19 protein-coding genes are annotated in these 20654 nt (G+C 54.4%); 6 read left to right on the top strand and 13 right to left on the bottom strand.

Annotation, left to right across the window (positions count from 1 at the left end; genetic code table 11):
• Positions 1-307 precede the first annotated feature (307 nt).
• The 8 genes from K4305_RS05855 to recG form a co-directional block, all read right to left on the bottom strand.
• Entirely contained in the window at positions 308-1471 is a 1164-nt protein-coding gene (locus K4305_RS05855; protein ID WP_331561458.1) for an ATP-binding protein, read from the bottom strand.
• Positions 1472-1935: 464 nt separating this feature from the next.
• The gene (locus tag K4305_RS05850) at positions 1936-2220 is read right to left on the bottom strand and encodes a hypothetical protein (protein ID WP_331561457.1); all 285 of its coding nucleotides are present in this window, start codon (positions 2218-2220) and stop codon (positions 1936-1938) included.
• Positions 2221-2291: 71 nt separating this feature from the next.
• Positions 2292-2954, bottom strand: coding sequence for an META domain-containing protein (locus tag K4305_RS05845; RefSeq protein WP_331561456.1), 663 nt, complete (start codon positions 2952-2954; stop codon positions 2292-2294).
• A gap of 514 nt (positions 2955-3468) precedes the next feature.
• On the bottom strand, positions 3469-4263 hold the full coding sequence (gene cysQ, locus K4305_RS05840; RefSeq protein ID WP_331561455.1) for a 3'(2'),5'-bisphosphate nucleotidase CysQ: 795 nt from the start codon (positions 4261-4263) through the stop codon (positions 3469-3471).
• A gap of 380 nt (positions 4264-4643) precedes the next feature.
• Positions 4644-5078, bottom strand: a complete 435-nt coding sequence (locus tag K4305_RS05835; RefSeq protein ID WP_331561454.1) for a DUF1499 domain-containing protein — start codon at positions 5076-5078, stop codon at positions 4644-4646.
• A gap of 69 nt (positions 5079-5147) precedes the next feature.
• Positions 5148-6521, bottom strand: coding sequence for an NAD-dependent succinate-semialdehyde dehydrogenase (locus K4305_RS05830; protein WP_331561453.1), 1374 nt, complete (start codon positions 6519-6521; stop codon positions 5148-5150).
• A gap of 46 nt (positions 6522-6567) precedes the next feature.
• Complete coding sequence (gene rsgA / locus K4305_RS05825) at positions 6568-7491, bottom strand: ribosome small subunit-dependent GTPase A (protein ID WP_331561452.1); 924 nt, start codon at positions 7489-7491, stop codon at positions 6568-6570.
• A gap of 66 nt (positions 7492-7557) precedes the next feature.
• Entirely contained in the window at positions 7558-9666 is a 2109-nt protein-coding gene (gene recG, locus K4305_RS05820; RefSeq protein ID WP_331561451.1) for an ATP-dependent DNA helicase RecG, read from the bottom strand.
• Between the two features lie 103 nt (positions 9667-9769).
• Here recG and rpmE point away from each other — a divergent pair, with 103 nt between their 5' ends.
• From rpmE to K4305_RS05790, 6 genes are all read left to right on the top strand, one after another.
• Positions 9770-9997 (top strand): 50S ribosomal protein L31, encoded by a 228-nt coding sequence (gene rpmE, locus K4305_RS05815; RefSeq protein WP_331561450.1) that lies wholly within the window; start codon positions 9770-9772, stop codon positions 9995-9997.
• A gap of 36 nt (positions 9998-10033) precedes the next feature.
• A complete protein-coding gene (gene frr / locus K4305_RS05810) occupies positions 10034-10594 on the top strand; it encodes a ribosome recycling factor (RefSeq protein WP_331561449.1) in 561 nt (186 codons plus the stop codon).
• A 286-nt stretch (positions 10595-10880) separates the two neighbouring features.
• Entirely contained in the window at positions 10881-11372 is a 492-nt protein-coding gene (locus K4305_RS05805) for an arsenate reductase (azurin) small subunit (RefSeq protein ID WP_331561448.1), read from the top strand.
• 12 nt (positions 11373-11384) lie between these two features.
• Entirely contained in the window at positions 11385-13949 is a 2565-nt protein-coding gene (locus K4305_RS05800) for an arsenate reductase (azurin) large subunit (RefSeq protein ID WP_331561447.1), read from the top strand.
• Between the two features lie 429 nt (positions 13950-14378).
• The gene (locus K4305_RS05795) at positions 14379-14825 is read left to right on the top strand and encodes a DUF4395 domain-containing protein (RefSeq protein ID WP_331561446.1); all 447 of its coding nucleotides are present in this window, start codon (positions 14379-14381) and stop codon (positions 14823-14825) included.
• A gap of 41 nt (positions 14826-14866) precedes the next feature.
• A complete protein-coding gene (locus K4305_RS05790; protein WP_331561445.1) occupies positions 14867-16162 on the top strand; it encodes an O-acetylhomoserine aminocarboxypropyltransferase/cysteine synthase family protein in 1296 nt (431 codons plus the stop codon).
• 43 nt (positions 16163-16205) lie between these two features.
• Here the strand turns inward: K4305_RS05790 and K4305_RS05785 are convergent, their stop codons facing one another.
• The 5 genes from K4305_RS05785 to pstC are packed head-to-tail and all read right to left on the bottom strand — an operon-like array spanning position 16206 to position 20653.
• Positions 16206-16646, bottom strand: a complete 441-nt coding sequence (locus K4305_RS05785) for an arsenate reductase ArsC (RefSeq protein WP_331561444.1) — start codon at positions 16644-16646, stop codon at positions 16206-16208.
• Positions 16647-16700: 54 nt separating this feature from the next.
• Complete coding sequence (gene phoU / locus K4305_RS05780; protein ID WP_331561443.1) at positions 16701-17390, bottom strand: phosphate signaling complex protein PhoU; 690 nt, start codon at positions 17388-17390, stop codon at positions 16701-16703.
• 40 nt (positions 17391-17430) lie between these two features.
• The gene (gene pstB, locus K4305_RS05775; RefSeq protein WP_331561442.1) at positions 17431-18195 is read right to left on the bottom strand and encodes a phosphate ABC transporter ATP-binding protein PstB; all 765 of its coding nucleotides are present in this window, start codon (positions 18193-18195) and stop codon (positions 17431-17433) included.
• A gap of 34 nt (positions 18196-18229) precedes the next feature.
• Complete coding sequence (gene pstA / locus K4305_RS05770; protein ID WP_331561441.1) at positions 18230-19393, bottom strand: phosphate ABC transporter permease PstA; 1164 nt, start codon at positions 19391-19393, stop codon at positions 18230-18232.
• Positions 19394-19411: 18 nt separating this feature from the next.
• Positions 19412-20653, bottom strand: a complete 1242-nt coding sequence (pstC, locus tag K4305_RS05765) for a phosphate ABC transporter permease subunit PstC (protein WP_331561440.1) — start codon at positions 20651-20653, stop codon at positions 19412-19414.
• Position 20654 lies beyond the last annotated feature (1 nt).

Here is a 20654-nt window from a genome sequence, read left to right as displayed (position 1 = left end):
ACTGCAATGCCAGCGTGGTTTTACCGACTTGACGAGGGCCGTAGAGCACCTGGATAAATTGACGAGGTTCTGATTCGATCCTGTGTGTCAGCACTTTTTTTTGTGTGCGCTCGATGATCATAATTTTTGCTCATCATATTGAGTAATTATACTCAAAACAATAAACATGCAACCAAGAGCTAACACTGCACCCGGAATGGAATTCAATGTAACGTTTTTAAGTAACGTGGGTTTGCCGCCGACTGCCATGCCATGTGACCTTGAAGCGGGTGTGCTTCCGGTGATGCACCATACAGCAATCGCGTGACTACCGCTTCACGATATCCGATGCCTCAAGGTACCCCGTCACCTCGATATCGCTGCGTTGCTGGTGTTCCGTGCCGCCATAGACAAGGTTCATCTTTTTTACCCGTTCTCCGAGAATTTTACGGGTTTTATGCAGCGATGCGAATACCTCTCCGGATACTGTCCGGCCGGATTTGATCTCCGTCAACACAATCCCGTCGCCCTCCTCGAACAGCAGATCGGCTTCCAGACCGGTACTGTCGCGATAAAAATGGAGTTGGGGATGTTTGCCCTGATTGAGGTACTGCTTCATAATTTCAAGCACCACGAGGTTTTCGAAGAGCTGTCCTTTCAGCGGATGAACATCGAGATGCGACTCCTCGCGAATTCCCAGCAACCATGAAGCAAGTCCGACATCGCAGAAATAGAGTTTCGGCGACCTGGTTAATCGTTTGCCGATATTGGCGAACCATGGAGGGAGCAGGAAAACGATGAACGATGCTTCCAGCAAGGAAATCCATGACCTTGCAGTCTGGCTTGAAACACCTGCGTCTCCGGCAAGGTTCTGCAGGTTAAGCAGTTGACCGGTTCTGCCTGCTGCCAGACGAACGAACAGCTCGAACTCCCGGATGTGCCGGAGGTGAATGAGTTCCCGCAGGTCCCGCTCGACGTAGGTTGCAAAATAGTCGCCGAGAGCCACTGCCGGATCGAGATCATCGGCATGAATACGAGGGTAGCCTCCCGCATGGAGCAGGCGGTTGATACCCGAAGGCGCTCCGTATGCATGCAGTTCGGCAATTGATAGCGGCAGGAGATTGAGGAGGGCCGTCCGTCCGGCAAGCGACTGGCTGATACGACGATTCAGTTCGAACTGATGGCTGCCGGTAAGGATGAATTCGCCTGCCATCTTTTGTTCATCGACACGAACCTGAATCCACGAAAGCAGTTCCGGAACCCTCTGGATTTCATCGAGCACCGCACCTTGAGGAAACTGCGACAGATATCCGGCGGGATCCGACAGGGCGAACTCTCTTGTGTCAGGACGTTCCAGGTTGCTGTAAGGTTTTTCAGGAAAACATTCTCTGCACAGGGTTGTCTTGCCCGACTGTCTCGGACCGGTCACGGTAACGACAGGATACCGGGCAGCGCGTGACTTCAGAGTGGAAGCAAGATGTCGTGAAATCATGTTTGCAATTTTCAAGTTCAACTTGAAGATTGCAAAATTCCGGCTCAGTGCCAAATTTCCGGTATGGTCTACGGCTGCGGAAAGCATCGGGACATTGAGCCTGAAGGTCTGACCTGCTTTACCTCTATTTGGGGACGTTGTTTTGCAGCATAAATATCAGTTCATCTCGATCATCTGATTTTGGGGAGTTTGCTGCTTCTTATTTCAGCCGAGTGAGGGTTTTTGCATGCCTTGACCTTCTGGACCGGTCAAGGAAATGGAGCCCGATCATGTCCGGATTTCAGCGTTTTCACCGGATTGCTCCCGTATGTAACCGAGAAATCTTCTCTAAGAAACCTGACGAAAAACAGGAAACTCGATGCACTGCAATGACATCTTGTAAACGGATAGATATAATGACGATGCTCGTTGTGCATTATTCCGGGACAGAATCCGAGACGAGCATCGTCTTGAGTGATTCGGGTTCATTTTTTCGGTTCCAGCGTGACCCCTTTACTGTAGTCGAACTGACCGGCCAGACAGATAATGCCTTCAGGTATGCGTTCCGTTCCCTTGCGTTCCTTCTCGATATATGTTGTTCCGTCGAAAACATACCGGACATAGGTTGCCTTTGCACCGCCTCCCGATTCCATTTTCCAGATATCGCGCCAGCCTTTATTGCTTTCAGGCGATATAACTACCGGTGTTCGGGCTAACGTGAAGTTTTTGACAAGACGGTAACCTTTTTCTGCTTTAGTCAGCACAATCATATTGCAGCCACCGGTTCCGCAGAAAAACGATCCCATCATATAGATGATTGCTTCATCTTTTCCGTCTCCGTTCAGATCCACAAGGCTGTAACATACCTGGCTTTCTGATCGAGTACAATATCTTTTTTGTAATCGGGATTGGCGTTCAATATGGCTTGCTCGATAGCTGCATCTGACTTATCGATGTAAGGCGTTTCTGCATGAGGCTCCCAGGCAAAAACCCCTCCATCTGCCATGAGGCTTAAATAGAGCTTTCCGTCCTTGAGTAGGTAACCCCGTACCCATTGAGCCTGAGAGGCAACCAGTTCGTCCATGCTTGGAGGAGGGCAAAGCGCTTTTGTGGTTGCAAGAGGCCCGAAATCCAATTTTCCGCTTGAAGGATCGGCTGAGGGCTCTATTTTCCATGATCCGGTGGCCTTATTGCAGTTGAGTTGCATGTGAACGGTGCCATCGGTTTTAAGACTCATGATATACAGCAAGGGATTGTCCGGACGCTGGGTGCCCTGAGCGTCGTCCATCGACTGAAATTCAACGAGCCTCCATTGTGTGCCTGCAAGGGGGGCGCCCTTCTGCTCAGCAGCAGGTTTATCCTTTTCAGCCGATTCCGCGTTCGCTCCTGACTGATCGTTCTGATTTTTTATCCCGCCGGAAGTGCAGGAAGCCACAATGAACAGTGGTGAAATCAGAAACACCGCCGTTACGATAACCGATAATTTCCTGTAAAAAGACCTCATGGTTTTCGCAGGATAAAGGTTGAAGAATCAGGGAATCTCCTCTGTAAGTGTCCGGTTCGCCATAATCCGCCGATAATAATTCGGGCAAAATGCCTCATGCCTGCTGCGGAAATAAATAACAGGTATGGCTCGTTATGAGTTTCAGTTGTTATTGATCGATGATGGATGAGGGTTAGACTGCCGCATGTTTCTCCATGCATTCCGGCAGGTCTTGAATGATCTGGCGGAGGATGTCGCCCCCAACGGAAGTCCCGAGGGATCGGCCGAAGGAACCCTTCGGACTGCCTGAGTCAGGCACCGGGCGTCAAATGCCTTTTTCTGCGTCGGGTTGCTGTACCCCTCGCCGAGGTGTGCATATTCATAAAGAGGAGATTCGTGGCATTCGGATGCCCGGTCATTCGTATCTGTTGCTCAGACGGACACTCAGGTGCCAGAAGTCATTAGCGGCGCTCTCTGAAGAAACGCCGCAGTTATGCCGGCAGCGTCGAGGATTGCCCGGCTCCACTTTTCTCTCCTACTGGGCAATAAAGCCCGGATTATGCAGGTCTTCCTTGTTATAGACCAGTTCCCTGCCGTTTACGATATCGATCAGGGTTCTGCCGGCCGCATTGAGTATGGCATGCCCTGCTGCGGTATCCCACTCCATGGTTGGCGAAAATCGGGGATAGCTGTTGACTTCTCCGGATGCCACCATGCAGAATTTCAGTGAACTGCCGCAGCGAAGCACATCGAGATCCGGATTGTTCTCGCGCAGGCGTTCAAGGTAGGAGAGGGTCTTTTCATCCATATGGGAGCGGCTTGCAACAATTCTGAAGCTGTCATGAGTTCCTGGAAAAGGCATCCGCCGGGCACTTTCCATAAGCTGTTCAGTCGAGTGGATCGTGTCATTCGGCGCATCGACGTAAAAGGCGCCGGCTTTCGTCGATGCAAAATACAGCTGTCCTTTTGCAGGAGCATAGATAACGCCGAGCACCGGCTGCCCGGCACTGATAAGCGCTATGTTGACCGTAAACTCGCCGTTCCGGGCAAGAAATTCCCTTGTTCCGTCAAGCGGATCGACCATCCAGAACGCCGGCCAGGCTTTTCGCTCTGCGTAGGGTACCGGTATGCCCTCTTCACTCAGAATCGGCAGGCCGGTTTCTTCAAGTTTCCGGAGAATGAGTTCGTGACTGCTCCGGTCGGCAATGGTCAGTGGCGTATTGTCGGACTTGTATTCCGGCTGGATATCCTGACCATAGCTCTTCAGAATGCTCTGGCCGGCATCAAGAGCGGCCTGTACCGCTATTCCGATTTCAGGTAGAATCATCATATCAGATAGTAACATTGTCATGGGCTCGGCAATACTCGCTTTGCCCGAGTTCATCAGGGCACCTCGAAAAAGTTGTTCAGCATCCCGATTGCTTCGTTGGTCGGTGCTCGAAATCCTCATGTACTGCGGTGTACACTCCGGTTTCTCCGCTCCGTCCGCCTTGCACTCAGGGTGCTCACGACACTTTTTCGAGATGCCCTTTATTCCGTGACAAGATATAGTTACTAACCGGTTTTCAAAATTTCCAGACAATCAGGGCGTTCGGGACTGCTTGCACTTTCATCCTGAACCCGTTACATCTCATAGGGTTTGAGCTGAATGTAATGGCGGACAGGAATGTCCGCCCTCCTTTATGCTCATGTCACGTTGCAGAGATTCGCTTAAACGTTAAACTTTCTGCGAATATCATCCGTACGTGACCGATTCACGCCGAGATCGGAAAATCCAAGCCTCGATGCCGAACGCATGTGTATGCATCCGGCTTTTCGGTCGAGGCGGAACTCTACGTCATCGACGAAGCCGAAAACCGGCACCATAAAGGTCGACCAGAGATAATCGCCTTCGGTTCGTTCGATTTTTCCGCCCATTGCCGAAATAATCTGCAGCAAACGTTGCCATGCTGCCGCAGGATCGTCACGGTACGTCAGCGGCTCTATGCGGTCGCCGCCGCTTCCCTCTTCGCTGCAGACGCAGTTCGGAGTACCGGGGCATGGCCGCAGCTTTCCGTCGACCGGTCGGGGTGTTTCTTCAGGCGCAGGCCATAGTCCGGAAACCGTTTTAGTCACAGCGCCGAGAAAATCGTTGATGATGTCCATAACCGTCCTGTTGGTGATAGATTTATTGTGCTTCAGGCGGACCGGAATGTCCGCCCTGCTGTATTACAACTAACTGAAACAGAGGCTCTTCACGTTTGTGAACTCTTTTATACCGTAACTTGAGAGTTCGCGCCCGTAGCCAGAGAGCTTCACGCCGCCAAAGGGCAGACGGGGGTCGGATTTGACCATGGAGTTCACGAAGCAGTTGCCGGCTTCGAGCTGTGAGGCCACCGCTGCGGCGCGCACAGGATCGGCGGAGAATACCGCTGAGCCGAGGCCGAACTCGCTGTCGTTGGCTATGGCTACCGCTTCGTCGTCGTCAGCGGCTTCGATGACCGTGGCGACAGGCCCGAAAATCTCCTCGCCGTATGCTGCCATTCCTTTTTTAACATCGGTAAGAATAGTGGGGGGATAAAAGTATCCCTTGCCTTCGGGCATAACGCCGCCGCAAAGAAGCTTCGCTCCGGCGCGCACGCTTTCCTCTACCTGATGATGGACTCCGTCGCGAAGATCGGCGCGGGCTATGGGACCGAGCTCGGTAGCCGGATCGAAGGGATCGCCGGTCCTGGCAGCAAGCATCCTCTGCAGGAGCAGTTCCTCGAAACGGCTTTTCAGCGAGCGGTGAACGATAAAGCGCTTGGCGGCGATGCAGCTCTGTCCGTTGTTGAGGAGTCGCGATGCCACGCATACCGTCACTGCTTTTTCAAGTTCGGCGTCTTCAAGCACGAGATAGGGATCGCTGCCGCCAAGCTCCATAACGCTGCGCTTGAGCGCATAACCGGCTTTCGCGGCGACCGCGCGACCTGCCGCGGTGCTTCCTGTAACCGAAACCGCTTTTACGTAAGGATGCGAGATGACCATCCCTGTAAGACTATCGACGTCCTGAAGATCTATATGCAGGGTACGGTAGAGGTTTTCGGGGAACCCTGCGTCGCGGAACACTTCCTCTATGGCAATGGCGCAGCCGGTCACGTTGGGCGCATGTTTGACGATGGCACCGTTTCCAGCCATGATGGCCGGCACTGCGAACCGGAAAACCTGCCAGAAGGGAAAGTTCCACGGCATAACGCCAAGCACGAGCCCGAGAGGTTCGAAGACCACCATGCCTTTGGCTCCATCCAGATCGACATACTCGGGCTGCAGAAACCCTTCGGCGCGATCGGCGTAGAATTCGCAGACCAATGCGGATTTCTCGACCTCGGCAACCGCCTGGCTGAGAGGTTTGCCCATCTCGCGGGCGGCAAGAGCGGCGTAGGATTCCTTGCGTTCGCGCAGCAGGGCCGCGGCGCGATGCATCAGCAGGGCGCGTTCCGGCATCGATACCTGACGCCATGGCGTAAAAGCGCGCCAGGACGAGTCGAGCAGCGACTCGATGTCGGTTGAAGACATAACTGGATATTCGGCAAGCACCTCTTCGGTTGCCGGATTGATGGTAACGATCATAGCAGCAAAAGTGAAATAGTTTTAGAGTAATTCCAGGAAAATGTGCTCACTCGACCTCTTCGAGCGCATCGAAAAGTATCCGATAGCTCTCGTACCGTCCGGCATCGATCAGTCCCTTTTCGGCCGCATTTCTTACAGCGCACTGCGGTTCTACGGTATGGGTGCAGGATGAAAAACCGCACTCCGGCATGAACTGCAGAAACTCCCTGAAGTAAAACCGCAGATTCTCCCGTGTAATGTCTGCAAGGCTGAACTCTCTGATGCCGGGAGTATCGATAACGTATCCGCCTCCCGGCAGCGGATGCATGGTGGCGTTGCTCGTGGTATGCACGCCCTTGCGGGTTTTGTAACTGGTTCTGGATGTTTTCAGGTCGCATCCGGTCAGGAGATTGATCAGGCTTGATTTGCCCACACCCGAATGGCCGCTGAAGGCCGAGATCCTGCCTTCGAGAGCCTGCACAAGTTCGGCTATGCCGCTTTTATCGTAAACGCTGACATAACAGACGCTGTAGCCGAGATCATGATAAACGGCCATCATCCGGCGAACCTGACCATCCCGGTCGAGTTCCATTTTGTTCACCACAATGAGAACGGGAAGCTGCTCGGATTCGGCGAAAACCAGATAGCGATCGATAAGCCGGGTGGTCAGCGGCGGCTCGTATGCCGAAACCACCGGCACCAGCAGTTCGATGTTGGATGCGATTACCTGTTGTTTTTCGCGGCTCCGGTTCCGCCTGGGATCGCGCTTTCGCACGAGTGCACTTGTCCTCGGCTCGACGTGCATGATGATCCCCTGATGGGCTTCGGTGCCGCTCGGGGTATCCTGCACCTCTACAAGGTCGCCAACGGCAACCAGCGAAGCATCGGGGTTGCCGCTCCCGGTACCGGGAAAACTCCGGCAGCGAAACGTCCGTCCGTCATCGGCAATAACGATATATGCCGCCCCGGACGTGCCGGTAACGCGACCCATGCAATATAAGGCATTTGTTTTTTTTTCTTTCATCAACCCGACAGATTATCCCTTGTTACTCATTGTTCAGCCGATATCGGCAAGTGTGCTCCGTGCGTGATAGTGACGCATATACCAGCTCCGCACCATGGCATGTTCCGGTTTTCTCAGCTCTGGATCATCCCCTGCAAGCGCAAATGCCGCACGGCGGGCCGGCTCCATCAGCCGGACGTCGCGAACCGGATCGGCGAGTTTCAGACCGCTCACCATACCCGCCTGCTCCCTGCCGAGCACGTTGCCGGCGCCGCGGATTTCCGCGTCGATCTCCGAAATCCTGAAGCCGTCGGAAGTCGATGCCATTGCCTTCAGCCTCTCCCCTGCCTCTCCGGCAAGCGATGCGTAGACGAGAAAGCAGATCGATGCGTGTTTGCCCCGCCCCACGCGGCCCCTGAGCTGATGGAGCTGGGCAAGACCGAACCTCTCGGCATGTTCTATCACCATCACCGTGGCATTCGGCACATCTACCCCCACCTCGATGACCGTCGTGCCGACCAGCAGATCGAGATCTCCTGTCCTGAACCGCTCCATAACCGAATCTTTCTCTCCCTGGCTCAACTGCCCGTGTATCAGGCCGAGGCGCAAGCCGCTGAATACGCCCGACGAAAGCTCTTCGTACCCTTCCACTGCCGATCGGAGATCGATTTTTTCCGATCCCTCGACCAGCGGGTAGACAATATACGCCTGCCGACCAGATCGCACCTCGCGATGAAGAACATCGTAAACCCGGTTTTTCGACGACTCCGCCACCAGATGGGTCTCTACCGGCAACCTGCCTGCCGGCATGGCATCGATAACGGAAACGTCGAGGTCGCCGAAGCCAGCCATGGTAAGCGTTCTCGGAATCGGGGTGGCGGTCATCAGCAGCACGTGCGGGCTTCCGGCCTTGTCCTGGAGCGCCTTGCGCTGCAACACGCCGAAACGGTGCTGTTCGTCGATGATCACGAGTCCGAGGCGTGAGAACGAAACGGCGTCTTCGATCATGGCGTGCGTGCCGACGGCCACCGTTGCCCGACCGTCAGCCAGAGCGGCAAGCGCCTCCTGCCGTTCGCGTTTCGGCTGCCGACCGGCCAGCAGGGCCGCTTCGATGCCCAGCGGATGCAGTGAACGCTTCAGGGAGAGGTAGTGCTGCACGGCAAGGATTTCCGTCGGGGCCATGAAGGCCGACTGCAGTCCGTTATCGGCGGCAAGCGCCATCGAAAAAAGCGCTACCATGGTTTTGCCCGATCCTACATCGCCCTGCAAAAGGCGGTTCATGGGCCTGTCGCGCCGAAGGTCGCGATAGATTTCGCGGATCACCCGCTTCTGCGCATCGGTGAGGTCGAACGGCAATGTTTCGTAAAAACGTCCGGCAATCGGGCCGGAATGGGTCAACCGCGGCGCGCTGCTGTTGCGTTCGAGGTGCGCGTGCCTCAAGGCAAACAGCAGTTGCGTGTAGAACAGTTCCGTCCATTTCATCCGGTTCCGGGCGGCTTCGAGCCGCTCCGGAGAAGCCGGAAAATGTATTTCGCGGTAGGCATCGGCAAGCGGCATGAGAGCGTACTCCCGAAGCATGCTTTCGGGAAGGTTCTCCCTCCCGCCCGGCGCGTACCGGCTGAAAGCCCCGGCAATAATGGTACGCAACTGGCGGGATCCGAGTCCCCCCTGTTTCATTGCCGCGGTGGTGGTATACAACGGAATGATTCCGCCGGTATGGAACAGTTCATAATCTGACCTCCCTTCCGCGGCATTTCCCGAAAGGTGCTCGTAATCGGGATGCTGCATCTGCGCCTGGCTGCCGAAAAAACCGACTTTGCCATGCACGGCAAGCTCGTCGCCGGGTTTGAGGCTGGAAGCGAAGTATCGCACCCCTTTGAACCAGGTCAGCTCTATTCTGCCGGATCCGTCATCGAGCACTGCCTTGAATCGCATTCTGCCGGGCCCCGTCCCTTCCTGCCGGGCCTGCACGACCCTGCCGACAACCGTCGTGCTTTCGCCGGTGCGAAGGCTCCCTATAGAACATATCGTGCGGCGGTCGAGATAGCGGCGCGGAAAATAATCGAACAGCTCTTCGGGCGAAGCGATTCCTTCGGCAGCGAGAATGGCGGCTTTTTTCGGTCCAACGCCCTTCAATGCCGTCAGTGGAGTGAGTCCGGCCATAGGAAAGCAGTTGTATCTCGATAGTATTTCTTGTATATTAGCAACCTTATTATTTTATTGCAGGTCAAATCAATTTTCTGCACGAGAAAGCACTGAAATCAACATGAAACAGGATATTCACCCAAAGTATACGAAAGTTACCGTAAACTGCGCCAACTGCGGCAACGCATTCGATACCCGTTCAACCCGCAATACCATCAAGGTTGACATCTGCAACAACTGCCATCCTTTCTACACCGGAAAACAGGTGCTGGTCGATACCGCAGGACGCGTCGAACGCTTCAACAAACGGTTCGCGAAATCCGCAGCAGCACAGGCAAAGGCCAACTGAGGGCATCCGTCAGCATAAACCTACAAGGGAACCGCTATGAGTGTCAAAGATGTCGCACAGAAGATAGAGCCGAAAATGAAGAAAACCATCGAAGCCTTTCAGCATGAAATCGCTTCGATACGCACAGGAAAAGCCACCACGGCCCTGCTCGACAGAGTCAAGGTGGAAGCTTACGGCCAGCTCATGCCGCTCAAGCAGGTCGGCAACATAGGCGTCATGGACGTGCATACCCTGATCGTGCAGGTATGGGACAAGTCGATGGTTTCGGCAGCCGAAAAAGCCATTCGCGACGCAAATCTCGGCCTGAATCCGGCCGCTGACGGCCAGAATATCAGGGTAGCAATTCCTCCGCTTACCGAAGAACGCAGAAAGGAGTTCGTCAAGCTTACCCGCAAATTCGGGGAGGATTCGAAAGTCTCGCTGCGCAACCTGCGCCGTGACATGATCCACGAAATCGAAAAACTCGAAAAAGAGAAGGCCATCGGAGAGGACGACAAAAACCGCGGCAAAAAGGAGGCCGACGACCTTTTGCACAAGTTCGAGAAGCAGCTTTCTGATCTGATTGCTCAGAAAGAGAAAGAGATCATGGAAGTCTGACCATCAGAGCATTTTACATTATTCAGAAAAAGCCGGTACTCCCGGCTTTTTTTCATTCTGTACTCTTGCAGAATTCACAGATATCCATTATATAACTATTGGATTATATAATGGTTCGGCAAACATCCTCACCTGAACCGTTCCACTCTGCACTTCTGCAGGGCTTTTTACATAGTGCTTCTCTTTTGTACCGGTTGTTCAACCATATGGGATTGACGTTTAAGCGTCATACTATTTTTGTGTCAAAAAATTATTAACAATTGTTACGCATAAAAAGGAGGCATCAATGAAAATTCTGTCCCGCAGAAAGTTTCTTCAGTCATCCACGGCCACAGCGCTTCTCTTCATGGCCGGGTGCAAGAACCCGAACCAGAAGAGCGATGTGGTTACGTATCCCTCGAAGAAAATCGGCAACAGCAAAACCCTCAAGCCGAATGAACCGGTTAGCTTCAACTTTCCCGATGAGCAGTCGCCCTGCGTGCTGGTGAAAACCAGCTCCGAAGCTGTCGACGGCATCGGCTCTCAGAAGGATATCGTAGCGTTCTCCACCCTCTGCACGCACATGGGATGTCCCACAACCTACAGCAAGGGTCGACTTGTCTGCAAGTGCCACTACTCGATGTTCGACGTGAACCGCAACGGGCAGTCCTACCAGGGACTCGCCTCGCAGTGGATTCCGCAAATCGTGCTGCGCGAGGACCCTGCTTCCGGCGATATCTTCGCGGAAGGCGTTCAGGGACTCATTTACGGCAGAATCGGCAACCTCAAAGTAAGCTAAGGAGAACTCTATATGGCACTCTTCAAGAGAAAGGATGAACTTCCCATTCCACCCGGCGATGCGGAAAAGTATACCACGGTCTGCCAGTACTGCAGCGCGGGTTGCGGTTACAACGTCTACGTGTGGCCCGAGGGCAAAAGCGGATCGGCAACCTCGAACGCATTCGGTATCGATCTGTCGAAACAGGGCAGGCTCATGTCGGGCTTTTCCTATACGGAGACCATGTATAACGTCATAACCCGCAAAAACGGCAGAAAGTACAATCTCGCCATCGTGCCTGCCAAGGAGTCGAGAATAAACAAGGGAGACTACTCCATCCGGGGAGGCACCAATGCGCTGACGGCTTACAATCCTGACGGGTATACAAAAAAAAGACTTAAAGATCCCCTGATACGCAGGGAGAACGGTTTCGTGCCCATTTCGTGGGATGACGCCGTCGAGATCATCGCAACCCTTACGAAAAGCTCCATCGACAAGTACGGCGCCGACAGCATCGCCATGAAGTTCTGGGACCACGGCAGTTCCGGCCTTGGTTTCGAGGACAACTGGTCGGCGGGAAAATTCTTCCTCAGCGGCGTAAAAACCAGCTACCTTTCGATCCACAACCGCCCGGCGTACAACTCCGAAACATGGGGTACGCGTGAACGGGGCATGCACGAGCTGAACTACGACGTCGATGACGCCCGGCTTGCCGACACGGTTGTGCTCTGGGGCGCGAATGCTTATGAAACCGCCACCATTCTCTACACCGAGCACATCATGCCGAACCTGCAGGGCGGCTCGGTGGAGGAAAAAACATCCGCATACGAATCAGGCGAACCGGCGGCAGAGGGAGTTGTCGTCATCATCGACCCCCGAAAAACTGCAACGGTGACAATCAGCCAGGACATTGCCGCCGACCGTGTGCTGCACATCCGGCCCAACCTCGGCACCGACTGGATTCTGGCCAACGCCATAGCCCGGATCATCTGGGAAAACAGTTGGTACGACAAGGAGTTCCTCCAGAAACGCACCGACATGCAAACCTTCGAGGAGTACAAGCAGAAGTCGCTGCAGGCAGCGAAACCGCTTACCTCGGTGCTTACCGAAGCCGAACGGATCACCGGCGTCCCGAAAGCCCAGATGCTGCAGGCTGCAGAGTGGATTTCCAAACCAAAGGCGGGAGGCTTCAAGCGCCGCACCCTGACACTCTATGAAAAGGGCATCATCTGGAACATGAAAAACTACGACCAGGTTGCTGCAATCGCCCAGCTTAACGTGCTGGGGCACAACGTTGGAAGAGTCGGCACCGGATGCGGCAGGCTCGGCGGCCACCAGGAAGGATATGTAAGACCTCCTGCCCCCACTCCAGGTTCTGTCTATGCCGGAGGACCTCCCAAAAACGTCGACAAGTACATCACCGGAGGAGGCGGAAAAATCTACTGGGTAGGCGCTACCGATCCCTACCTCTCGACGCCGAACAGCCAGTTATTCAAAAAAACGGTAAAAAAACGTGCAGACACCCTGCTCGACTATCTCGATAACGGCGGCGTGCCGACGGAACCGAAAGCCTACGCAGATAAAGTGCTCGAAGCCTTCGAGAAAACCGGTGGTCTGTTCATGATCGTGCAGGATATCTACATGACGCACACAGCTGCAGATGCCATGATGATCCTGCCTGCAGCAGGGTGGGGCGAAGCTGCCGAAACATCGATAAACTGTCACAGCCGTCTCCTGCGCATTTACGATAAATTCATGGACGCTCCAGGAGAAGCGCTGCCCGACTGGCAGATCCTCGCCCGGATCGGAAACCGCATCAAGGCGCTCTATGAAGCCGACGGCAACAAGGAGATGGCTCAACGGTTCAGTGGCATGGATTGGAAAAGCGATGCAGAGGTATTTGAAGACGGGGCTGCAGAATTCGGCGACAACAAGGTTGCCGAAACCGACGAAGCGAAACTTTCCCCGGAGTGCTACGTTGGAGTGACCCACGACATGCTCCGCAAACTCGGCAACGAAGGCATCCAGACCCCGGTACGCCGCGACCCTTCGACAGGCAAGCTGTTTGGCACAAAGCGCCGCTATACGCACAGTTTCGCGTCGAAGGACGGGCTCTTCAAGTGGTACGGAACCGATGCGTGGACCGGATACCCTGCCGAAGTGTCAAAATACCAGAACAATCCGAAATATCCGTTCTGGTTCACCACCGGACGCTCGCAGCATGTGTGGCAGACCATGTATCATGACCGGAGGATTCCCGAAAAATACTTTACGCTTCCTCTTCCCTATGTGGAAATCCATCCCGAGGATGCAGGCCGACTGGCAGTAAAAAGCGGCGATATGGTGGATGTTTTCAACGAGGAAGGATCGAGCACTGCGCTTGTGTACGTGAACGACGCCACGAAGCCTGGCCTGATCTTCGGCATTATGTACCATGCGAAGGGATCGCTGAACCCGCTGATCTCGTCGTACACCGATCCGAAAACAACCATCCCCTGGTACAAGGGCACGAAGGTTGGCGTGAGAAAGTACACCGGCAAGCCGGACGAAGCCATCAAGACGGCAAGCCTGTTGGCCAATAATGATGTAAGTCTTTAACAAGCGGTATTGACCGCATCTTCAGCCAAAAACGGCGCCGTTCTTATGCTTCGAAGAACGACGCCGTTTTTATTTTGCGACCGAACTTATGAGGCAAAACAAACATCAGTTGCTTGAGACGTATCAGCTTCATGATAAAGGTTGACATTATGGGTTTATAATCAATCTATTTGCATAGATGAAAAAAGATGCCTATATTAACGATTGTTAAGAAGCAAAAACCCGAATAGGAACATGAAACATCGCGAAACCAGAATAATGTGCGGCGGTTGTCGTTATGGCAAAATACCACCTGCCGGCACAAAAAAGAGAAAATCGCGGATGTAAACAGCATGTTTCATATTCGGGGTGTGTCTCCAGAAAGCCGGTTCAGAGTGCCAGAACCGGCTTTTTTTATTTCCAGAAAAACGCTTAAAAACCAGTACTACCATGTCCGTTCATACCCCGGAAACAAACAGCCAGGCTATCCCGCTGCCCATCGTCAAGCTTAACCGCGCCGTGCTGCTTGCCGGCGTTATCGGAGCGATCGCTTTGCAGCAGCCCGTCTTCGTTACCGTGCTTTTCTTCATCATCCTGCCGGCAGTGCTTTTCGGCAGGCGTGCAAGCCTGATCTATATTATCGGCTCGCGCCTGCTTGCCGGGAAAACAGAGGGCGCGCCTGTGGAAAGCCCGCAACTGATGCGCTTCAATAACGCCATAGCCGCAATTCTGCTCGGCGCGGCGCAGCTTGCTTTCCTGCTCGATGCGCCGCTGGCGGGATGGGTGCTTTCCGGCATCGTGGGGATTGCGGCCGCCGTGGCGCTCGGAGGGTTCTGCTTCGGCTGCTTCCTGTACTACCAGTTCAACCTGCAGCGCTACAGGCTTTTCGGAAAATGAACCTCGCCTTCCTCTTAACAACAGCAATAAAAGACAACGCCATGAAACAGAACAAACCCTACCGTTTCGAAACCCTTGCCCTGCATGCCGGCCAGCCGGTCGATGACACCCTCTCCCGCGGAGTGCCGGTCTACAGGACGACATCGTATCTTTTCAGGGATACGGAACATGCGTCTAACCTTTTTGCCCTGAAAGAGCTCGGCAATATCTATACCCGACTCATGAATCCTACCACCGATATCCTTGAACGTCGCATAACGGAGCTTGAAGGCGGGGCCGCCTCGGTTGCGCTCGCATCCGGAACGTCGGCCATCTTTTATGCCATCATCACCCTTGCCGAAGCGGGAGACGAGATCGTCGCCGCCAGCAACCTCTACGGAGGAACCTATACGCAGTTTGACGCCATCCTGCCGAAACTCGGCATTAAGGTGAACTTCGTCGATCCAGGGGACCCGGAAAACTTCCAGCAGGCCATCACGCCAAAGACCAGGGCGCTCTTCATCGAAACCATCGGCAATCCTGCGCTCGACTACACAGACGTGCGGGCTGTCGCCGATGTCGCGCACCGCAACGGACTTCCGCTGATCGTCGATGCGACCTTCACGACCCCCTGGCTGCTGAACTCAATCGAACTCGGGGCGGACATCGTGGTGAATTCGCTGTCGAAATGGATCGGCGGGCATGGTACCGCCATCGGAGGGAGCATTACCGATGCAGGACGGTTCGACTGGTCGAAAGGCCGCCACCCGCTCTTCACGGAACCCGATGCCAACTATCACGGTCTGCGGTGGGCGCTCGATCTTCCCGAACCGCTCGCCCCTGTCGCTTTTGCCCTGCGGGTTCGTACGGTACCGCTGCGGAATCTCGGCTCGTGCATTTCGCCCGACAATGCGTGGATATTTCTGCAGGGACTTGAAACCCTGCATGTGCGGATGGCACGGCATTGCGAGAACGCTCTGAAAGTGGCAGCCTACCTGCAGAACCATCCGAAAGTTGCATGGGTTCGTTATCCGGGCCTTCAGAGCGACCCGTCCCACGAAGCGGCGGCGAAAGCGCTGAAAAACGGCTTCGGCGGCATGGTGGTATTCGGCCTGAAAGGAGGATACGATGCTGCCGTCAGGCTGATCGATTCAATCGACCTCTTTTCGCACCTTGCCAACGTCGGAGACGCGAAAAGCCTTATTCTTCACCCGGCCAGCACCTCGCACAGCCAGTTATCTGAAGAACAGCGCCATTCCGGAGGCCTTCCGGACGATCTGATACGGCTCTCCATCGGTCTGGAACATCCGGACGACCTGATCGGGGCGCTCGAAGACGCATTGCAGCTCCTGCCGTAAACGATACATGCAGGCTGCAGCTATAGCGGTTCAGGTTGCCCGCTTACCGGGCAACCTCGACTGTCCATTCGATCAGTTTCTGCTGAAGCTCGTCCCTGACCGTGCGGAATACCGCAAGCTGTTCTTCAACGCCGCCAGCTGCCTCCACGGGATCGTCTACCGGCCAGTAATACCGGTTGCCGTCCATCAGGCCCGGCCAGATGCGCGGGCAGGTCGCCTGCGCCCTGTTGCACACGACGATGAGATAATTCACGGGCACCCTGCCAAGAAAAACCTCAACCGTTTTGGGCTTCTGGTCGCCGATTTCGATGCCGATTTCCCGCATGACCTCTACGGCAAGGGGATGCACCTCGTCTTTGGGATCGAGCCCGGCGCTCATGACCTCGAAACGGTCGCCGGCGATATGGCGGAGCAATCCTTCGGCCATCTGGCTGCGCGCCGAATTGCCGGTACAGAGAAAGAGCACGTTTTTTTTCTTTTCCATTACTGTAAATGATAGAACGTTGGTAAACCGGTACCGTTAATCAGGTCAACAGCATCAATTACGCAGCGACTCGAAAAGCTTCTCGTAGGAGCTTTCGCGCTGTCGCGGCGCTGTTTGGCCAGTCACGAGATAGACCACTTCCCGTGCTGTTTTCGTGGCATGATCGGCAATCCGCTCAAGGTAGCGGGAGACGCTCAGTACCGCTATCAGTTGCTCGATATGGTCGGAAGAGACTTTCATTTCCGCCATGACGTTACGTACAATTGTCCGGTGCATGTAATCGATCTCCTCTTCCATGACGAACACCCTGGCAGCCACGGAGGTATCCTTCGATGAAAAGGCTTCGATGGCTGATTGCAGCATTTCAGCCACTTTCGCACCGACGTTCTCCAGATCGTATTGCTGATACTGGTAACTGTCTATATCGGCCACCCGCTCGACGACATGTACGGCCAGATCGCCGATTCGGGCCATATAGTCATTGATTTTCATGATCGCCACTATGGTACGCAAATCTCTTGCGACCGGTTGCTGCAGCGCAAGGAACGACAGGCATTGCGATTCAAGACGGACTTCGGCTTCGTCTACCTGGTAATCGACGTTTTTAACCCTGCGGGCTTTTTCGCTGTCATCCTCTTTAAGGGCTTCGAGCGCAAGAAGCAGGTTCAGTCGAACATGTGAAGCCAGCAGAACAAGCGTATCTGAGAGTTCCCTGATCAGTTCATGCACGGGACGTTGGGACATAGCTCATGGTATTTGGGGTTCTTGAAAAGAACAGGCTGTTTCATCCGAAACGCCCGGTGATGTAATCTTCTGTCTGTTTCTCATGCGGCTTCGTGAAAATCTGCTCTGTCCTGCCGAATTCGACGAGATCGCCGAGATAAAAAAATGCCGTATAATCAGATGCCCTCGATGCCTGCTGCATGTTGTGCGTGACGATGATGATGGTAAACTTCTTTTTCAGTTCGAGCACGAGATCTTCGATTTTCTGCGTTGCGAGTGGATCGAGAGCCGAAGCCGGTTCGTCCATGAGCAGCACGTCGGGCTGCATGGCAATTGCCCGGGCAATGCACAGACGCTGCTGCTGGCCTCCCGAAAGGGCGGTTCCGAGATCGTTCAGACGATCTTTCACCTCGTTCCAGAGTCCGGCTTTCTGCAGCGAATCCTCTACAATGGCATCGGTCTGCTGACGGCTTCGCACGATGCCGTGAATGCGCGGTGCATAGGCGATGTTCTCGTAGATCGATTTCGGAAAGGGATTGGGTTTCTGAAAGACCATCCCGATTTTCTTGCGCAGATCGACTACATCGATTTTCGGATCGTGGATATTCATCTCTCCGAGCATGATCCTCCCGCTCATGCGGGTTTTCGGAATGAGATCGTTCATCCGGTTCAGGCAGCGCAGAAAGGTGCTTTTGCCGCATCCGGACGGACCGATCAGCGCCGTCACCCGGTTTTCAGGAAAGGCAAGCGAAATATTCTTCAATGCCTGGAAATCGCCGTAGTAAAAACTCATCGACTCGGCAACCATCTTGTTTTTTACATCCATTGTGTTCTCCGCAAGTACATTGAGGCAGACTTGGCTACCACTTGATTTCATATTTTCTTCTCAGCCAGATCGCTGTTGCGTTCAGGAGCAGCATCACGACAAGCAGCACCATGATTCCTGCTGCCGTTTTTTCGACGAAGGCCCGCTGGGATGCTGACGACCAGGTGTAGATCTGCGCGGGAAGCACGGTCGCAGCTTCGGTGATTCCTGAGGGAACATCCGGGATATAAGCCATCATGCCGACAATAAGCAGCGGGGCTGTTTCGCCCAGAGCCCTGGCCACGCCGATGATGGTGCCTGTCGTGATGCCCGGCATGGAAAGCGGCAGCAGATGATGAAGCACCATCTGGAGTTTCGATGTGCCTACGGCATAGGCGCCGTGCCTGATTGAATCGGGTACCGCACCAAGCGACGCTCTTGTGCTGATGATGATGACCGGCAGGGTCATCAGTGCCAGCGTAAGACCTCCGGCCAGCGCGGATGAACGCGGCACGCCGAAGAAATTAATGAAGATCGACAGGCCGAGCAGACCGAAAATGATTGACGGTATGGCCGCCAGATTGCTGATATTGACCTCTATCAACCGGGTCAGAAAGTTATCCGGGGCAAATTCCTGAAGGTAGAGAGCCGACATCACCCCGATCGGCACGGAAAACAGCACGGTCAGCGCAATCACATAAAGGCTGCCGACCACGGCCGAAAAAATGCCTGCCACTTCAGCAAGTTTTGAATCCCCGCCGGCAAAGAACTGCGTATTGAACGAGAGCCGCAAGCGTCCCTGCCGCTTCAGGTCATCGATCATGCGCTGTTCGTCTTGGTCAAGCCGCGTCACGCTCCCTTTCGCATACTGATCGACCTCGTCGGAAGCCGTGACCCATTTCACGACGCTTTTTCCCATAAGCGAGGGATCACGCTCAAGGTCCGAAGGGATCATTCTCGCAACGCTGTAGCTCACGAATTCACGGACGTCTTCCTGGAAGGCAAGCTGCGGAATCTCCATGGCATCCCCGGAATAGACGATTTCCGAGCGGATTTCCGTCACGGCGAAGGCCTTGTAGCCTTTCCGGATGATATCGGTAAAAAAAAACACCAGAAAGGAAATGGCAAGCACAATGGCTGAAATACCGTAGAAGCGGAACCTGCGCTCTCTGGCAAGCCTTTTCTGTTTCCTCCGCTCATTTATAACAGAACTCTCCATTGTCTCTTTTTTTGACTGTTACTCGTAACGTTCACGGAAGCGACGCACAACCACGCTCGACACCACATTGAGCACAAGCGTCACCACAAGCAAAACGAAACCGAGGCCATATGCCGAAAGCGTGGCCGGAGAATCGAATTCCTGATCTCCCGTCAGGGAATCGACAATACGCACCGTCACGGTAGTAACGCCTTCAAGAGGGTTGAGCGTGAGGTTCGCATCGAGTCCGGCAGCCATAACGACGATCATGGTTTCGCCTATGGCACGTGACATCGCAAGCAGCACGGCCGCTACGATACCGGGAAGCGCCGCCGGAAGGATCACTTTTTTTGCGGTTTCCGAAACCGTCATGCCGAGAGCGAGCGACCCTTCGCGAAGGCTCTGGGGAACCGAGTTGATAACATCGTCGGAAAGCGAAGAAACCAGAGGAATGATCATGATGCCCATAACGATGCCCGGCGAAAGCGCATTGGTATAGGATGCCTCGGCACCGAAAAACCCGACAATTTCGACAATGAGGGGGCTGACGGTTATGGCGGCAAAAAACCCGTAGACGACCGTGGGTATACCCGCAAGGATCTCGAGCACCGGTTTTACAATCTGCCGGAATGAGTAGGATGCATATTCAGAAAGGTATATCGCCGAAAACAGCCCTATCGGCACGGCAACCGCCAATGCGATAAAGGTAATGAGAAAGGTGCCTGCAAAAACCGGCACAGAGCCGAATTCAGGCTTCGCGCTCTCCTCGCCGCTTCGACCAGCGCCTTCGAGAAATGCCGTATCGGGGTTCCAGCTTGTTCCGGTCAGGAAATTCCAGAAGCCGACAAGCTGAAAGAAGTGAACCGCCTCGAACACGATCGAGAGTACAATGCCCACCGTGGTGAGAATGGAAACAAACGATGCGGCGATGAGCAGCCACTCTGCCAGCGTCTCCACGCGATTTCTTGCCCGAAGGGTCGGACTGAGAGCGCGTACGCCGAGATAGAATCCGCCGGCAGTCAGCACAAACAGCGCCGCAATCAGTACGGTAGAAGGTACCTCCCGGATCTTTGACGCATGCAGCAGGAGAGAAATCAGAAGAGCCAGCATCGAAGGGAGCGCCGTCGTCGCAACGACATACCAACCGTGCATTTCGGGGCGTGAATGCAGCGCAGCCGTTTTCTCGAACCCTGCCGCCTTGCCGCGCCCTATCCTGTATGCAATCCAGGACAGGGGCAGCAGGCCGGCAAGAAAACCGTAAACAAGTGTACTGTCAAGCAAA

Origin of the sequence: Chlorobium sp. (assembly GCF_036528655.1) — a bacterium.
In the GTDB taxonomy this organism is placed as follows: Bacteria; Bacteroidota; Chlorobiia; order Chlorobiales; family Chlorobiaceae; genus Chlorobium.
This window is presented reverse-complemented; position numbering and strand designations above follow the sequence as displayed.

Excerpts from the sequence above, each read along its gene's own strand:
- K4305_RS05795 (WP_331561446.1), top strand. The coding sequence starts at position 14,379 with ATGTCCGTTCATACCCCGGAAACAAACAGCCAGGCTATCCCGCTGCCC.
- recG (WP_331561451.1), bottom strand. The coding sequence starts at position 9,666 with ATGGCCGGACTCACTCCACTGACGGCATTGAAGGGCGTTGGACCGAAA.
- K4305_RS05855 (WP_331561458.1), bottom strand. The coding sequence starts at position 1,471 with ATGATTTCACGACATCTTGCTTCCACTCTGAAGTCACGCGCTGCCCGG.
- K4305_RS05845 (WP_331561456.1), bottom strand. The coding sequence starts at position 2,954 with ATGAGGTCTTTTTACAGGAAATTATCGGTTATCGTAACGGCGGTGTTT.
- K4305_RS05805 (WP_331561448.1), top strand. The coding sequence starts at position 10,881 with ATGAAAATTCTGTCCCGCAGAAAGTTTCTTCAGTCATCCACGGCCACA.
- K4305_RS05790 (WP_331561445.1), top strand. The coding sequence starts at position 14,867 with ATGAAACAGAACAAACCCTACCGTTTCGAAACCCTTGCCCTGCATGCC.
- K4305_RS05835 (WP_331561454.1), bottom strand. The coding sequence starts at position 5,078 with ATGGACATCATCAACGATTTTCTCGGCGCTGTGACTAAAACGGTTTCC.
- K4305_RS05830 (WP_331561453.1), bottom strand. The coding sequence starts at position 6,521 with ATGATCGTTACCATCAATCCGGCAACCGAAGAGGTGCTTGCCGAATAT.
- cysQ (WP_331561455.1), bottom strand. The coding sequence starts at position 4,263 with ATGATGATTCTACCTGAAATCGGAATAGCGGTACAGGCCGCTCTTGAT.
- phoU (WP_331561443.1), bottom strand. The coding sequence starts at position 17,390 with ATGTCCCAACGTCCCGTGCATGAACTGATCAGGGAACTCTCAGATACG.
- pstA (WP_331561441.1), bottom strand. The coding sequence starts at position 19,393 with ATGGAGAGTTCTGTTATAAATGAGCGGAGGAAACAGAAAAGGCTTGCC.
- K4305_RS05785 (WP_331561444.1), bottom strand. The coding sequence starts at position 16,646 with ATGGAAAAGAAAAAAAACGTGCTCTTTCTCTGTACCGGCAATTCGGCG.
- pstB (WP_331561442.1), bottom strand. The coding sequence starts at position 18,195 with ATGGATGTAAAAAACAAGATGGTTGCCGAGTCGATGAGTTTTTACTAC.
- K4305_RS05800 (WP_331561447.1), top strand. The coding sequence starts at position 11,385 with ATGGCACTCTTCAAGAGAAAGGATGAACTTCCCATTCCACCCGGCGAT.
- K4305_RS05850 (WP_331561457.1), bottom strand. The coding sequence starts at position 2,220 with ATGATTGTGCTGACTAAAGCAGAAAAAGGTTACCGTCTTGTCAAAAAC.
- rsgA (WP_331561452.1), bottom strand. The coding sequence starts at position 7,491 with ATGGGTCGCGTTACCGGCACGTCCGGGGCGGCATATATCGTTATTGCC.
- rpmE (WP_331561450.1), top strand. The coding sequence starts at position 9,770 with ATGAAACAGGATATTCACCCAAAGTATACGAAAGTTACCGTAAACTGC.
- frr (WP_331561449.1), top strand. The coding sequence starts at position 10,034 with ATGAGTGTCAAAGATGTCGCACAGAAGATAGAGCCGAAAATGAAGAAA.